General features: G+C 52.5%; 11 protein-coding genes. 5 read left to right on the forward strand and 6 right to left on the reverse strand.

Features of this window, described 5'->3' with window-relative positions; all coding sequences use genetic code 11:
• Positions 1 to 17 precede the first annotated feature (17 nt).
• Positions 18 to 938, reverse strand: a complete 921-nt coding sequence (locus RBT11_18265; protein ID MDX9788729.1) for a hypothetical protein — start codon at positions 936 to 938, stop codon at positions 18 to 20.
• Positions 928 to 1,212: a hypothetical protein gene (locus RBT11_18270; GenBank protein MDX9788730.1), complete on the reverse strand. Its 285-nt coding sequence runs from the start codon at positions 1,210 to 1,212 to the stop codon at positions 928 to 930. Before RBT11_18270 ends, RBT11_18265 begins: the two co-directional genes overlap by 11 nt.
• 352 nt (positions 1,213 to 1,564) lie before the next feature.
• Between RBT11_18270 and RBT11_18275 the strand changes: the two genes are divergently transcribed.
• The 5 genes from RBT11_18275 to RBT11_18295 all read left to right on the forward strand — a co-directional run bounded on the left by RBT11_18275 (position 1,565) and on the right by RBT11_18295 (position 11,749).
• Positions 1,565 to 2,911, forward strand: a complete 1,347-nt coding sequence (locus RBT11_18275; GenBank protein ID MDX9788731.1) for a TolC family protein — start codon at positions 1,565 to 1,567, stop codon at positions 2,909 to 2,911.
• Positions 2,908 to 4,479 (forward strand): TolC family protein, encoded by a 1,572-nt coding sequence (locus RBT11_18280; GenBank protein MDX9788732.1) that lies wholly within the window; start codon positions 2,908 to 2,910, stop codon positions 4,477 to 4,479. Before RBT11_18275 ends, RBT11_18280 begins: the two co-directional genes overlap by 4 nt.
• Positions 4,480 to 4,540: 61 nt before the next feature.
• On the forward strand, positions 4,541 to 6,007 hold the full coding sequence (locus RBT11_18285; GenBank protein ID MDX9788733.1) for an efflux RND transporter periplasmic adaptor subunit: 1,467 nt from the start codon (positions 4,541 to 4,543) through the stop codon (positions 6,005 to 6,007).
• Positions 6,008 to 6,054: 47 nt separating this feature from the next.
• Entirely contained in the window at positions 6,055 to 9,573 is a 3,519-nt protein-coding gene (locus tag RBT11_18290) for an efflux RND transporter permease subunit (GenBank protein MDX9788734.1), read from the forward strand.
• A gap of 139 nt (positions 9,574 to 9,712) precedes the next feature.
• Positions 9,713 to 11,749, forward strand: a complete 2,037-nt coding sequence (locus RBT11_18295) for an AsmA family protein (GenBank protein ID MDX9788735.1) — start codon at positions 9,713 to 9,715, stop codon at positions 11,747 to 11,749.
• A gap of 23 nt (positions 11,750 to 11,772) precedes the next feature.
• Here the strand turns inward: RBT11_18295 and RBT11_18300 are convergent, their stop codons facing one another.
• The 4 genes from RBT11_18300 to RBT11_18315 form a co-directional block, all read right to left on the reverse strand.
• A complete protein-coding gene (locus RBT11_18300) occupies positions 11,773 to 13,689 on the reverse strand; it encodes a sodium:proton antiporter (protein MDX9788736.1) in 1,917 nt (638 codons plus the stop codon).
• A 44-nt stretch (positions 13,690 to 13,733) separates the two neighbouring features.
• Positions 13,734 to 13,856 (reverse strand): hypothetical protein, encoded by a 123-nt coding sequence (locus tag RBT11_18305; GenBank protein MDX9788737.1) that lies wholly within the window; start codon positions 13,854 to 13,856, stop codon positions 13,734 to 13,736.
• A 46-nt stretch (positions 13,857 to 13,902) separates the two neighbouring features.
• The gene (locus RBT11_18310) at positions 13,903 to 14,154 is read right to left on the reverse strand and encodes a helix-turn-helix transcriptional regulator (GenBank protein MDX9788738.1); all 252 of its coding nucleotides are present in this window, start codon (positions 14,152 to 14,154) and stop codon (positions 13,903 to 13,905) included.
• A gap of 316 nt (positions 14,155 to 14,470) precedes the next feature.
• On the reverse strand, positions 14,471 to 15,073 hold the full coding sequence (locus RBT11_18315) for a PEP-CTERM sorting domain-containing protein (GenBank protein MDX9788739.1): 603 nt from the start codon (positions 15,071 to 15,073) through the stop codon (positions 14,471 to 14,473).
• Between the last annotated feature and the right edge of the window lie 774 nt (positions 15,074 to 15,847).

Consider the following 15,847-nt stretch of genomic DNA (forward strand, 5'->3'; position numbering starts at 1 on the left):
CGCCATTCTTTTAAACTTCAGCGCCCATTAAGCCTGTTTTTTATTTCTTTCAAAACAAAATCAGCCCCTTTTAGACTCAGATGTCCTTCATCACTGTAGTTGTCGTAATCTTTTCTGAACAGGAAATAGGTTTCCGTATTGAAATCCCAGACGACATCGGTGTTCGAAAACAGTTTGTCCATCCTGTCGCGGTAATCTTGATAGCTTTCCTTTATCATTTCAAAAATATCGTAGGGGTAAGGGTGGTAGTAAGCAAAAATGGGTATTCCAAGCGCTCTGGCCTGACCGAGAAGATCAGCCAGCTCTTGGTATGCGATGGCGTCGATGGTGATTTTCTTTCCTTCTTTCAGAATTGCCGCGGCTCTTGCTGAAATAAGTTCCTTGGAAGCGCGGTTTTTTCTCGAAAAATCTTTTTCGTAGGCCCCGTAATCGTTGCAGATCGCCTTTCGTTTGCCGAAGTGAACGAGAAGTTTTCGCCGGTAAAGCTCAATCATGGCCAACGACCCCAATGACTCCCAATATTCATGGGGTCGCATGAAAGAGGATCTTCTGCCGTGGGTTTGGGAGGTGTAGGGATGAAGGCAAACGATCAAGAATTTCGAATTTCCCTTCCGGAAAACGTTTTCCGCAATAAGGCGAAGCTCGGAATAATTGCCGCCTTCCAGGGATCCGTTATAAACCCTGTGTGGGCTTAATTTTTGAGTATTCAGGCTGTTGGAAACAGATGAGCCGATCAGAAGCCCTTCGAAGTTGGCGGGAATATAATTAAAGGACATAAGATACTTGGATGTTCTTTCATTTGCGTAAATCGGTATCGAGGCGCCCTTCACATTTCCGAACAAACCGTAATCATTCATATAGACATTAAGCCCGACCACGGACGATACGATCAACAGGGTCAAAGCCGCACAGGTGGAAAAAAAGCGCTTAAACGTCAAAATAAAAAAACTCCTTGGGAATCGAAGCGTTCAGATACAGCAAGGCCATTAGAATGGTAGCGGTCAGACGCAATGCCGCCCAAGCGCCTAGTTTTAAATTTCCGGGAATTAAGATAAGATCTTGCTTTTTATAAAGAAAAATATTGGCAATTGCAATAGTAAATCGGGCTGAAGCCACCCCAAAATGTTGGGGTGGCTTCAGCCCGATTAAACATGGTAAAAATGGGCGGATAAATTGAAGAGAAATTAAGGTGCTGTTGAGTGGATATTGCACCTTCTTATGGCAAGGTTGTTATGGCAAGGTTGATTTTGGGCGCTGCTCCCCATAATCCTGTTACACGCTAATTTGAAAAATGCTTAGTTCCAAGATTTATAATAGTCATTCAGCATGAATTCTATCATCATTTTCGCAGATTCAAGCACACTGCGATTTATCAAATAAGTCAGAGCAAGCGCTAGCCATCTCAGGCTGGACGGCTAAAAGTGGCCGCTTGATGGCCTCAATAACTTTTGACTGTCAAGTTGCTAATGCATTAATGTTAATGATTGAAAAAGAGAGCGGACAATATCGGGCTGGACAATAAACGATATAGAATTTCATATGGGTTGAAGCAAGGGAGCCAGTGATGAAAAAGATGCCTCTTATTATGATTGCAATGCTCGGATGCCTCCTTCCGGGATTGATGACCGCATCGATGGCCGATTCTGAATCTTCAGAAACAGAAGCGCGGATTCAGCGGCGGGCGGTTGTCGACGATTTGATGATGGTTGCGATCAGCCAAAATCCGGAGATTCAGTCGGCCCGTGAAAAATGGCGGGCTGTGGTGGAAACCTACCGCATCGAAACCGCCTATCCGGACCCGCAGCTGATGGTAACGTATTTCCCGGATCCCATTGAAACGCGGATAGGGCCTCAGGACTGGAACGCCGCGCTGTCCCAGGGTATCCCCTTTCCTGGCAAACTTTCCAAAATGGGGGATATGGTGGAAGCGGAGGCCCGGATGGCGCGGCTGACCCTGGACAAGACCGTGAGGGATGTGGTGGTGTCGGTTCGCGAGTCCTTTTACGAGCTGCTCTATATTCAAAAAGCACGCGATGTCGCCGAGCAACAGATCAAGTTGCTGGACCACTTGCGAAAGATAGCCGAAACGGCTTATGCGGCGGATCGGGCAGCGTTTATCGATGTCGTCAAAACCCAATCCCAGGCCGGGCAGCTTCGCTATGATGTGCTCCTTTTAACGGATCTGGAAGAAACCGAGATCGCCAAATTGAACAGCCTTTTGAACCGGCCGCCGGATGCCGAAATCGGCCCCCTTGAATCGATCGCACTTCAGCCGGTCGCCGTCACCCTCGCGGAGATTTATCGCCTGGCGGAAAAGAATCAGGAAGAAATCCGGATGATGGAGGCTCAGATACAAAAAGCCGATGCCGGTCTGAGCCTGGCCAGGTATCAGTACCTGCCGAATTTTAAAGTGGGCCTCTTCTATGCCGGAATCGGGGACCCCGATGTCATGGCGCCGCCGCGGGACGCGGGAGACGATGCGCTCGGGGTCCAATTCGGGGTCACGATTCCGCTCTGGCCTGGGAAAAATAAGGGTCGCGTGGAAAAAGCGAAGGCGGAGTTGGCGGCTTCTCAGGCCGCCAAATCGGCCCGGATAAATGACAGCTTCGCCCATATTCGCGCAACCTATTTTCGTCTGCAGAACGCGGCCAGGATCATCGGCTTGTATGAGAAAGACCTGCTCCCCCAGGCCGCCAAGTCGATGTCGCTCGCCGAAACCTGGTTTCAGGAGGGGGAATCGAGTTTTTCGGATTTTGTGGAAACCCAGTCCGTTTGGTACAATTTCCAATTGGCGCTGGTCAGAGCCCAAGCCGATTACGGCAAATATCTGGCCCGCCTGGAGCGCCTGGCCGGCCAATCCCTGACAGGCGCGGATTTGTCGGAGCGTACCGACCGGAAGGAGGCAAAATGAATCGTAAATCTTTTTTCATCGGAATGGGAATGAGTTGGGTACTTATTGCCGCGCAGGCCCACGGCGGCTATCGCGACATGAAAAAGGAGCTGGAATCCTATGCCCCGCCAGCGTATTTGATGCCGCACGCGCAACCTGCGCCCCATCCCACCGTCGCCCGGGTGAATCATCGAGCGGCATTCGAGACGGAAAAAAAGCGCATCGAAGCCCTTGCAGCCGGCTGGGAAAAAACGCTGGGCATGCCTGAGGACACCCATTTTTACCGACCGGCCCTGAATTTGCCGGAAAGCTTCAGACAAACGGCCAAAGACGAACAGGCAACTGCCAAAGCGCTTGCCTCGGGCATTTCACTCGATGCCCTGGAAGCGTTTACGGTGTTACGCAACCCAGGGGTCAAATCCGCCGAGAACCAGTTCCGGGCCGCCATCGAGGCGTTCGGGCAGGTATCGAATCTGGATGAAATCTTGAGAACCTACAGCGTTTATACGGAATCGCTTTCTCAGGCCGTCGGCCCCATGAAGGGCAATGGAAAGGATACCGTCAAACCCAATTTCCCATTCCCGGGCCTGCTTTCCCTCAAGGGCGAGGTGGTGAACCAGGCCGTCTCCGCAGCCCGGCAATCGCTGGAAGCCGCGGCCCGGGATGCCGTCACCGCTGCCAGGAAAACTTATTGGAACCTGCTGTTTAACCGGAAGGCGCAACAGATTACCCGTGAGACCCTGTCGCTGTTAAGCGACCTGGAATCGGTCGCCGCCATTCGATACGAGGCCGGCAAAACCAGCTATCAGGATGTGATCAAGGTGCGTATCCAGAAAGAAAAACTGGCTGAAGAATTGGTCACGCTGAAGGAAACTCAAAAAAACCTGGAACTGAAAGTGCTCGAGCTTTTAGACCTAAGGCCTGCCAACCGGGTGGGCGCGTTTGCCTCAACGACGCTCCCCTTCACGATTCCGGCGCTTTTCCCCCTCTATGATCAGGCGCTCAAACATCGTCAGGAGCTTTGCCGGTTGCGCGCCATGGTGGGCAAGACCGAGCGAATGATAGAAATGGCGGAAACGATGATACTGCCGCCGTACACGCTTAATTTTTCCTTATATGACGATGAGCCCGGCCTCCAGGTGGGCAGTTCGGCCACAAAGCCCGCCTTTTCCACGACGCTGATGGCGACACGGGGCGTCGGGCTGCCGATGACGCCCTGGTACGGGTCTGATGATGCCTACCTTCGCCAGACGCGTAAAAAGCTGGCGTCCATGCGGGACGATCTGAAAAAGGCCGAGACCGAAACCATCACCATGGTCCGAAACGCCTGGTTCGATCTTGACAGGGCCAAAAGGGAAAGGGCGCTGTACCGGGACACCGTCATCAAACTTTCCAGATCCGCTCTGGATGCCTCCACCCAGGGATATGAGGCGGGCGCCGTCTCTTTTGCCGATGTGATCGGCTCGTACACCGAATGGCTGAATGCCGGGTTGACCCTGGAGAGCAAGCAGCGGGATCTGGGGATATCCTGGGCCGAACTGGCGCGGATGGTCGGGGTGGATATAAAAGAATTGAGCGTTGAGCGTTGACAGTTGAGAGAAGTATAGGCCCATCGGGAATTGAGATAAAAAAAGCATGCATGGGAGGGAAATGATGGCCATCATAAAAGACAGCGGCAAAAAAGGCTTCCGATCCGCGATTTTCGTGGTAGCGGTGACCGCGGTCGTTACGCTGGCGCTGACGATGGGCGCCGTGTACATGTTCGGTTTTCACCCGTCCCACGGCGTATCGGTCACCGACGAGGCCACCGGCGAGAAGAAAACGCTCTGGACCTGCGGCATGCATCCCTGGATCATTCAGGAAGAACCCGGTCTTTGCCCCATTTGCAGCATGAAACTCGTGCCCAAACGCGATGATGGCGCAGCCGCAGCCGCGCAGGAAACGGGGACGGCCGAGCGGAAAATCGCCTACTGGCGGGCGCCCATGAATCCAATGGAAATCTACGACAAACCCGGCAAAAGCGCCATGGGCATGGATCTTGTGCCGGTGTATGAGGATGAAGTCGTGGGCGGCGTGGCCGTCTCCATCGATCCGGTCACCCAGCAGAACATGGGAATCCGGACCGCAAAGGTGAAAAAGGGGGCCTTGACCCGAACCATTCGAACCTACGGGCATGTCACCTATGACGAGACGCGCATCGCTCAGATCAGTCCTAAGATAAACGGCTGGATTGAAAAGATACATGTCGATTTCGCCGGAAAACAGGTCGAAAAAGACGAGCCGCTCTTCGAAATCTACTCTCCGGAATTGCTGGCCGCACAGGAAGAGTACCTGTCCGCGTTCAGGAGAAGCGGCGGAAGCACCGGCAACCGATCTTTTCTCCAATCCTCCCGCAAGCGATTGGAATATTTTGACGTCCCTGAAAGTGAAATTCAGCGAATCGAGGCCACCGGACGGATCGAGAAGACGCTGACCATTCGATCACCTTTTCGCGGCATTGTGACCATGAAAAACGCGGAACGGGGCAGCGCTATCAAGGCGGGTACCATGACTTATCGAATCGCCGATCTGAGCCGGGTCTGGGTGGAGGTGCACATTTATGAATACGAGCTTCCCTGGGTGGCGGAGGGACAAAGGGCGATCATGAGCTTACCGTATCAGCCGGGCACATCATTTGAGGGCAAGGTTTCGTTTATCTATCCTTATCTTCAGGCAAAAACCCGGGATATCGTGGTCCTTCTCGAGTTCGACAATCCGGATTTTTCCATCAAACCCGAAATGTACGCCGATGTCCAGATCCAAAGCAATAAAAAGGGCGAGGGGCTCATCATTCCCTCGGAAGCGGTGATTCGGTCCGGCAAACGAAATGTCGTCTTCGTCACCCGGGAAAACAACAAATTTTCCCCCAGGGAGGTCACCCTCGGGCTTTCCCTGGACGGCCGGATGGTGCAAGTCCTCTCCGGGCTCGCACCCGGAGAGACTGTGGTCACTTCCGGCCAGTTTCTGCTCGACTCCGAATCGAAACTGAAAGAGGCCGTGCAGAAGATGATGGAAGCGAAACGACCGAAAGAAGAGCCTACGAAACCGGCGGACGATTTTTTTGACGACATGAATTAGGATACCGAAAATCTTTTCAGTGAGCGGACTACAGACAGGTTGACGCGATGATCGATAAAATAATCGAATGGTCCATAAAAAACAAGTTTTTGGTGATTCTTGCGACCGTGTTTTTGACACTGGGCGGGATTCTGGCCATTGTCCACACCCCCCTCGATGCGATACCGGATCTTTCGGACGTTCAGGTAATCATTTACACTGAGTATCCGGGCCAGGCGCCCCAGGTGGTGGAAGATCAGGTGACCTATCCGCTGACGACCGCCATGTTGAGCGTCCCTTTCTCAAAGGTGGTCCGGGGGTATTCATTTTTCGGTTATTCCTTTGTGTATATCATTTTTGAGGATGGCACCGATATGTACTGGGCCAGATCCCGGGTTCTCGAATACCTGAACTTCGTCGCGGGACGTCTGCCCGCAGGGGTCACCCCGAGCCTGGGGCCGGATGCCACCGGCGTCGGGTGGGTGTACGAGTATGTCCTGCAGGATACCAGCGGCACGCATGACCTGCAACGACTCAGAAGCATTCAGGACTGGTATCTGCGCTATGAGCTCACGGCCGTACCGGGCGTATCCGAGGTGGCCAGCATCGGCGGCTTCGTCAAGCAGTACCAGGTGGAGGTCGACCCGGACAGGCTTCAGGCATACGATATTCCCATTCAGAAGGTCCGGATGGCCATTCAGCGATCCAACCGCGATGTCGGCGGAAAGCTCATAGAGATGGGAGAAACCGAGTTCATGGTGCGCGGTATCGGCTATATCAAATCCCTTGAGGATCTTGAGCAGATCGCCGTGGGCGTGGACCGGATGGGAACACCCATCCTTTTGAAAAATATTGCGAACGTGCAGATAGGACCCGAGCTTCGGCGGGGAATTCTCGAATGGAACGGCGAGGGAGAAACCGTTGGCGGGATTGTGGTGATGCGTTTCGGGGAAAACGCCCTGGAAGTGATCCGTAAGGTAAAAGAAAAACTGAAATCCCTCGAAAAAGGACTTCCCGCCGGCGTTCAAATCGTGGACGGTTATGACCGCTCCGGGCTCATTGAGAGGGCGGTGGAAACCCTGACTCAAAAACTGGTCGAAGAAATGATCGTGGTGGCCCTCATCTGTATGATCTTTCTGCTGCATTTCCGATCCGCTTTCGTAGCGATTTTTACCCTGCCCATCGGGATTTTCATGTCGCTTCTGGTGATGCGTTGGATCGGGATCAATGCCAACATCATGAGCCTCGGCGGCATCGCCATCGCGATCGGCGTCATGGTGGATGCATCGGTCGTAATGGTTGAAAACGCGCATAAGCATCTGGAAAGGGATCAAGGCAAAAAGCCGCACGCGGAGATTATGCTGGCGGCCGCCAAGGAAGTGGGGCCCGCTCTTTTTTACAGCCTCCTCATCATCACCGTGTCGTTTCTGCCGGTGTTCAGCCTTCAGGAGCAATCGGGCAGGCTCTTCAAACCCCTGGCCTTCACCAAGACCTTTGCCATGGCCGCCTCGTCGATTCTGGCCATCACCCTTGTGCCGGTGCTCATGACCCTCTTCATTCGTGAGGATACCTTCTCCCTGGAGACCTCCCCGCAACGTCGTCGCAGGATCAGTATCGCAGCGCTCGCCGGGCCCGTTGTCCTGGTCATTGCGGCAGCGATTTTGGGTGCATTCATTGATTGGCAGCCGCCTGAGTGGGCGCTAGTTGCCGCCCTCGGGGTGAGTGCATTTGCCGCGGCGTGCCTGATACGCCAGAGAATCCTTCCAGAGGCGCGAAACCCCATCAGCCGGTTTTTTATCCGTCTCTACCTGCCCCTCATCAAATGGGTTCTCAAGCGGAGAAAGACAACGGTGGCGATCGCCCTGGGGGTGTTGGCCGCCACCTGGTTTCCCATGGCCAATCTCGGCAGCGAATTCATGCCGCCGTTGAACGAGGGGGATCTTCTCTACATGCCGACCACCCTGCCCGGCATATCCATCACAAAAGCCAAAGAACTGTTGCAGCAAACCGATAAAATTATCCAGAGCTTTCCAGAAGTGCACCATACCCTGGGCAAAATCGGCAGGGCCGAATCTGCGACAGACCCGGCGCCGCTTTCCATGATTGAAACGACGATCATGCTCCGGCAGGAAGTTGAATATGAAAAGCTACCGGTCAAGCGGTTTTTCTCAGGCTGGCCCGGATGGCTGAAAAAGCCGCTCACATGGGTCCTTCCCGAGGAAAGAAACGGGAAGGTCATTGGGAAATGGCGAAAAAAGAAAATCGATCGGTTTTTCTCCTCTTGGCCGGCCTTACTTAAAAAACCGCTGGCCTGGATTTGGCCCGAAGCGCGCTATATCACCACCGAGGAGCTGATAGACGATTTGAACGCCGCCATTCAGTTTCCGGGGCTGACCAATGCCTGGACCATGCCGATAAAGACACGGATCGACATGCTTTCCACCGGCATAAAGACGCCTGTGGGCATCAAACTCATGGGGCCGAATCTGGAAAAGCTTTCAGAACTCGGCGCACGGATTGAAGCCGTGGCGCGCGGAATTCCCGGCACCTTATCCGCCTATTCCGAACGGGTCACCGGCGGGAATTATCTCGATTTTACAATTCGCCGGGATCAGATCGCCCGCTATGGATTGACCGTGGGAGATGTTCAGGATGTCATTATGACGGCCATCGGCGGCATGAATATCACCATGACCGTGGAAGGATTGGAGCGTTATCCGGTCAACTTGAGGTATAACCGGGAGCTCCGGGATGATATCGAACAGCTCAAGCGAGTGCTGGTGCCCGCACCCACCGGTGCGCAGATTCCATTGATTCAGCTGGCCGATGTTGCCATCCGCAAGGGTGCGGCCGGCATCAAGAGCGAGAACGCGCGCCAGTCCGCCTGGGTGTACGTTGACATCAAGGGGGTTGATGTGGGCTCGTATGTAAAGCGCGCCAAAGCGGTCGTGGATCGGGAAATCCAACTACCGACCGGCTATTCCATGGTCTGGTCCGGTCAATACGAGTATATGGAAAAGGCGAGAAAAACCCTCAATATCATTGTACCGGTGACGCTCGTCGTGATCTTTATCCTGTTGTATATCCATTTCCAGAACATCACCGAGGCGGCCCTTGTCATGGCAAGTCTGCCGTTTGCCCTGGTGGGCGGCGTATGGCTGCTCTATCTTCTGGGATACAATCTGTCCGTGGCGGTCACCGTGGGCTTTATCGCGCTGGCCGGTCTTGCCGCGGAGACCGGTGTCGTGATGCTGGTGTATCTGGACGAGGCGTTTGATCGCCGGAAACGCGAAGGCCGGATGCAAACCACCGCGGATTTAGCCGCATCGGTCATCGACGGCGCCGTGGAACGTGTCCGGCCGAAGCTGATGACGGTCTCCACCACCCTCATCGGGCTTTTGCCGGTGATGATCGGCACGGAAACCGGCTCCGAGGTCATGAAGCGAATCGCGGCCCCCATGGTGGGCGGACTGATTTCCTCCACGGTTTTGACGCTCGTGATTATACCGGTCGTCTATGACATGTGGAAACGAAGGGGATTGGTCCGAACCCCGCGGCCCAATGAGAGAAAAGGAAATTCAAAATGATTTTCTTTTTAAATTTGTTAAGGATAGCTTATTGTGTCTTATGGCCAAGAGATATCATTTATTGATAAATCAGACTCACCTGATGTATTGTCTTTTTACGGCTTGAAAGTGTAGTACATCGCACAAGGAGAAGATATCCATGAAAAAGGGCATAAAATGGGTCCTTTTTTTTGCCGGAGGTCTGGCTTTTGTCCTTCTCTCCCTCATTATCATTCCGATGTTTTTGGATTTTCAGAAATTTTCGCCTCAAATCGAAAGATTGGTTTCTGATGTCACTGGCCGCCCCTTTGAAATGAAGGGGGAACTCCGGGTCAGTCTTTTTCCTTGGGCATCCATCGAGGCCCGGGATGTGAGTTTGGGAAACCCAGCAGGTTTTGAGGAAAAAAATATCCTGATCGTGAAATCGTTTGAAGCGCGAATCAAATTCATGCCTTTTCTCCTGAGCGGGTTCAAGGATATCCAGGTGAAACGATTTATTTTGGATGGGGCTCGGATTGTTCTTATCAAGAACAAAAACGGTTTGACCAACTGGGAATTAAAAGGAAAAACCGATTCGGTCGTGCCCTCGAAAAAGGATAAGAAACCTGCGGGGCCTTCCGAGACGAACGGCCGTGGAAATATACCCATTGACGCCCTCATGGTAGATGAATTTGCCATCATGGATGGATCCCTCTTGTGGATTGACGATTCCCGGAACAAGCGCTTCAGCGTTTCGAATATTAACCTGAAAATTCAGGATCTTTCACTGGATAGGCCCCTCCATGTCGTGTTTTCCGTTCTGGCGGAAAAGCACAAGGTTGTCATGGAAGGGGACATCGGGCCTGTGGGAAAAGACCCGGGTAAGGGGACCATTCCCCTGGATCTGACTTTCAATCTCCTGGAACAGGTAACCATCCGTTTGAAGGGTGATGTGACGGATATGATGACTTCTCCCGGATTTACTATAAATATGAATGTCTCTGCATTTTCACCTAAAAAAGTTGCAGCTGCGTTCGGCCAGGACATTTTTAAGGCCACGGGGCCTTCCGCACTGGACCGAGTGGCATGTAAGTTGGATATGGAGGGAAGTTCGGATAAGATTTTCATCAGTGGAGGGCTGCTGGAACTCGATGATTCAAAAGTAACATTTTCCTTTGCGGGCAGCGAGTTTTCCAGACCGGATATCCAATTCGAGCTGAACATGGATCAGATGGATCTCAATCGATATAAGCCCCCTGCTACTGAACAGAGGGCCGAAGACAAACCAAATACCGGGGAACAATCCGAATCCGCGACCCAAAAAGCAAAAACAGACTACGAACCCCTTCGGAGCCTGGTTCTGGATGGACGTATGAAGATCGGTCAACTCAAGGTGGATAAAACCGTTATCCGGGAGATGCAGATGAGGATTGGGGGGAAAAACGGTGTGTTTCACATAGATCCGTTGAATCTGAAAATGTACGAAGGCGACCTGGCCGTCAATGGAACTTTGAATTTCAGTCGCGCGAAACCGGAATTCCGTCTGGGAGTGAAGTCCAGCGGAATCAATGTCGGACCCATGATAAAAGACCTTGTGGACCGGGACCTGATGGCGGGAAAACTGAGAACAGAAATGACCATTCAGACCAAAGGAGAAGACCCGACCGACATCAAGAAAAACCTGAACGGAAAAGGAGAGGTTCTGATTGAAGACGGTGCCATCAAAGGCATTGATCTGGTGTCCATGGTTCGAAACACAGACGGAGCCTTCGGCCTGACGCAAAAGGCCGTGGACGGCCGAAAAACGATATTTTCGAATTTCATCGCACCGATCTCCATAAAGGACGGTACGATAAGTACCGAAGACACCAAAATCGTCTCCACGCTTTTTCGTGTGCAGGCCGCTGGGCAGGCGGATCTTGTTAAGGAAACGCTGGATTTTCGCATCGAACCAACGGTCATCACTACGAGCAAGGAAGATGCGCGGAAGATGAAGGATTCGGAACGGATGATTCCGGTTCTTGTCAAGGGCACCTTTTCTTCTCCCCAGTTCCTGCCGGACCTTCGTGGAGTTGCCAAGAAGCAACTGGAAGAAAAGGTTTTCGAATCTGAAAAAGTAAAAAAACTATTCGAGAAAGAGGAGCTTAAGCCGATCGAAAAGGATGTGAAATCTTTGTTCAAGGGATTGTTGGATAGCCAGCCGTCCAAGAAGGAGTAAGGGGAAGGATGACGGTTCGCCTTTCAACTTTTCGCTTCAAGTCGACAAATTGAGGTAGTAAACTCATCTTTATCGACTTGCTCGAGGCAGCGCCATCCTTCCCGGGTCAGAAAGTCAGCGACCGCCTCCGCCTCGGTCTCGAACACAAAAAAATAGACCTTGTCTTCTTTTTTGAACCGTAGGTCGTCCCCGATGGGCGATAGCCTGTTGTTTCTGCGCAAGGCGGCAGCGATCATTCCGTTTCCCGGATACCGGGTCATCATCAGGCTGCTGTCGGTGTTCCTGGAATGACCCGACACACACTGCCACAGCTGCAGCTGAACCTGCCTTGCTTTAAAACGACGGTCCCAAGCGTCGACATCGACCGTAGCACCGAAGACCAGCACGGCACCCGACTTGTGGAGCATCTTGGCGCTCAGGGAGGCTGAATCGCTTTTCAGGGCGGCCCACAGGGAAATCGTTTTGGTCTCTTCCTTTACTTTTTGTATGAACAGGTAATTCACCTCGTCATTGCCGGTCAGGGCCAGGGCGCCGCGGCGGGTATCGATTTCAGCCCGCAGCAGGTATCTAGCCTGAAGACCGTTGCCGTATATCACGCGCGTGCAGTCATTTTCAGCCGCCTTGCAATGGTCCGCGTTGGAATCGATGCAGACTACCTCCTGACCATCCTCTTTGAATAATTTGGCCAGGCCCCGCGCCAGGGCGTTGGCGCCGAGTACGACCCAGCCCACCTGGCTGGGACGCCGCAAGCCCAGAAGGCCGGCCACCAAACCGCCGGTCATCCCGGCGAACACAACCGTAACGGCAATGACCAGAAAAACAAGCGCCCGCAGTTCGTAGCCGCCGGACAATCCCTTTTCAGTAAAAGCAGCAGCAAAAAAAGAGGCCACGGCCGCGGCAACGATTCCCCGGGGGCCGATCCAACTGATGAAAAACCGCTCTTTCCATGTCAATTCGGAAAAGCTAGCCCCAACGAGCACGGCCGCCGGACGGACCAGAAACATCAACACCAGCACAACCCCCACCGCGGGCCAACCAAGCCCGATCACCTGGACCAAACGCACATCGGCGGCCAACAGCACAAAAAGCATGCCGATCAGCAAAACGGTGAGTTCCTCCTTGAATTCCGCCAGATCCTGCAACGCAGAGGAGCTGACATTGCCGATGACGATGCCGGCCATGGTCACGGCGGCGATGCCGCTTTCGGCCAGGATCAGGTTGCTCCCTTGAAACAGGGCCAATACGGCGGCCAGCGTGAACACATTTTTAGTTCCTTCGGGAATCAACCGCCTGACCCGGTAAAGGAACAGCAGCAACGCGCCGATCAGTCCTCCGGTCATGGCGCCGAAACCGAGCCGCGAAACCACATGCCATCCCCACATCAGCGGCGAAGCGTGGGCCGGGCTCAAGGCGGCCTCCAGGGCCACCGTGGCCACCACCGCGCCGACGGCGTCGATCAACACCCCTTCGGCTTCCAGCACCGTGGCCACCGAGCGCTTGACTTTCAACCGCTTCAACAACGGGTTGATCACGGTGGGGCCGGTCACCATGACCAACGTCCCGAACAGGATGGCGCTCTTCCAAGGCCAGTGCATGACCAGACGCGCAGCAGCAGCTGCCCCGGCCACCGTCACCAACCCGCCAAATAAAATCAGCTGGCGGATGGAACGCCGGGCGCGTTTAAGCTGCCTGAATTTAAGATTGATCCCGCCTTCGAACAGAATTACGGCCACGGCAAAGCCCGTGAGAATGTCCAGTGAGGCACCGAGGGACTCCGGATGAACAAGACCGACCCCGTCCGGACCGAAAGCGACACCTGCGACCAGCAGCAGGACGATGCCCGGCACACGCAGATGGTGGGCCAGGGCTTGGGCGATCATGCCAAGAGCCATTGCCAACGCGATGGTCATGCCAGGATTGCTGAAGACAGCGCCGTCCATCCTTCTTTACCTCACATGAGCTCTCCGATTTTTACCAAATCCGACTATTCGCCCAGGATGACCAAGGTATCGCTGTCCTTGACCGTAAAATCCGCGCTGAGCACAAGGTGAATACCGAATTGATCTTCGTTAATGCATTTCGCTGTAAGCTGTTTATTCTGGGCCATTCGGTCTATAAATGGCCTCCCAAAGGCTTTAGAAAAACGTCGCTTCCTAGTGTTGGCTAAATCCCGCTGAGTCGATCAGGTTGTCCGGCAGCGTCAACTTACCCTGCTTGATCATTTTTTTGCAAAAGGCGCCCAACTGCGCCTTGGCAAGCTTGGAGGGCATGGTTTGTCCGTTTTCCCACCGATTTACGCTTGCGTAGCTGACATTCAACCGCCGCGCCAAGTCCTCCTGGCTCAAGGCGAGCTGCCGCCGGATTTCCTTTGTTAAGGTCGACAAACTTCGATCTTCATTGTCCATTCGGTGAACCTCTCATCGTCAGGGCCGCAAGCTTCTGATTTAATTTTATAACATGTGATATAACATTCGCGATACAAAAAGCAAGGAAAATCGTTCCTGGAAAACATTCTGGAAGGCGTCAGTAAGGCCATTTCCCTGAAGGCATTAATCTATGATGATCTCGTAAAAAAATCAATCTCCTACCGGAACATACTCACAGCATCACCTCACTTTTATCCGCCGGGGAGGTATCGAGTCGTTTGCCCGATCTGTACGCAATAAAAAAGGCAGCGCCCTTTCTGACCCTGCCTTTTGGTATTTGAACTGATTTGTCGAATTATTTTTTCATTTTCTTTCTGGCTATTCCAGCAAGACCGAGCAGACCCAAACCGAGAAGAAGCATGGTGGAAGGTTCGGGATTGGGAATTGGCGATATACCGGTATTTAAGGCGACAGTATCCACGTTATCAAGCTCAAAGGTAGAACTCATAAACCTGAGATATTTGTCAACAGTCTTCCCATTTTTTGTTGTGTCGTTGGTATACCAAGAGAAAACAACGTCAAACTCTCCGCTTAACCCGGCATCAATAATATTGCTAATATCCGAGGTCCACTTCATCTGGCCGTTACCGTTGTTATTTGGCGTCCAATTTTCAATAGGACCTAACGCTTCCACTGTAACAGTTCCACTGTTATCTTCGTCGCCAAAATTGTGAATAAAAAGGGTCAGTGTGGCTGAATTGAAAGTATCCGAATCAAAATCAGTTGGCATGGAATGTGTCCATGCTAAAACCCCCTCATTGGCGCCATCGCCTCTACCTAATTCTATTGGTTTCAGTGGCTTGTATAAATCCGTATAAAGCGTTGCGCTCGCCACTCCTGCCATCCCAAACAGCATCGCTCCCATCGCCACTATTGCAACCATTTTGTTAATCATCATTTCCCCTTATATCCTTTTGGGTTATGTACTACTTCTCTTAACCAACTCGCCATCGACGAAAAGCTGAGCTACCATCCTTCACCCTCTATAGAAGGAAAGCGGTGTACCGGTTTCGTATACTGTTTCAATGTCGGATGCATATTCAAAACAAATCCAGCAATGATCCAGGCAAAATGGTCGATGGTCACAGCTTATCAATTAATGATATTGACAGAAATACACAGCAAATCTCATGCCATCACAACGACATTTTTTGTTTACATCATAAATTAAAATAGTTATTAGTCAGGCAGGAAAAATAATGCAGCGGGACTCATCTGTTTTTAAAAAAAATATATCCTAAAAATTGTTCCAACGTATGAAAAAAATGTAACAAGCCTATGTAAAAGATGTATTAATTCCTGACCCGCATCCATGAATGCGCCATCGCTGGAAAATGCTGTGACCTACCCAGGCTGTTACCATCTCAGTTGTGTCGCCATTCTCCATTGATTTGTTTCAATCCACGCCCCCGCGCGGGGGGCGACTACTTATCAGGCCGTCCTAGAGTATTTGGACCAGTTTCAATCCACGCCCCCGCGCGGGGGGCGACCGAAAAAAAATATTCAGATTTAGGGGAAAGGTGGTTTCAATCCACGCCCCCGCGCGGGGGGCGACTTTTTCACCAACGAATACCAAACCAAAATCAGTGTTTCAATCCACGCCCCCGCGCGGGGGGCGACATCACCGATAATATGGATAGCATTAGGTGCACCACGTTACAATCCCCCCCCC

Source organism: Desulfobacterales bacterium (assembly GCA_034003325.1).
GTDB lineage: Bacteria > Desulfobacterota > Desulfobacteria > Desulfobacterales > JAFDDL01 > JAVEYW01.

Bases quoted from the DNA above. Each gene is read 5' to 3' on its own strand.
- RBT11_18310 (MDX9788738.1), bottom strand. From the start codon at position 14,154: ATGGACAATGAAGATCGAAGTTTGTCGACCTTAACAAAGGAAATCCGG.
- RBT11_18305 (MDX9788737.1), bottom strand. From the start codon at position 13,856: ATGGCCCAGAATAAACAGCTTACAGCGAAATGCATTAACGAAGATCAA.
- RBT11_18290 (MDX9788734.1), top strand. From the start codon at position 6,055: ATGATCGATAAAATAATCGAATGGTCCATAAAAAACAAGTTTTTGGTG.
- RBT11_18295 (MDX9788735.1), top strand. From the start codon at position 9,713: ATGAAAAAGGGCATAAAATGGGTCCTTTTTTTTGCCGGAGGTCTGGCT.
- RBT11_18285 (MDX9788733.1), top strand. From the start codon at position 4,541: ATGATGGCCATCATAAAAGACAGCGGCAAAAAAGGCTTCCGATCCGCG.
- RBT11_18280 (MDX9788732.1), top strand. From the start codon at position 2,908: ATGAATCGTAAATCTTTTTTCATCGGAATGGGAATGAGTTGGGTACTT.
- RBT11_18315 (MDX9788739.1), bottom strand. From the start codon at position 15,073: ATGATGATTAACAAAATGGTTGCAATAGTGGCGATGGGAGCGATGCTG.
- RBT11_18300 (MDX9788736.1), bottom strand. From the start codon at position 13,689: ATGGACGGCGCTGTCTTCAGCAATCCTGGCATGACCATCGCGTTGGCA.
- RBT11_18275 (MDX9788731.1), top strand. From the start codon at position 1,565: ATGAAAAAGATGCCTCTTATTATGATTGCAATGCTCGGATGCCTCCTT.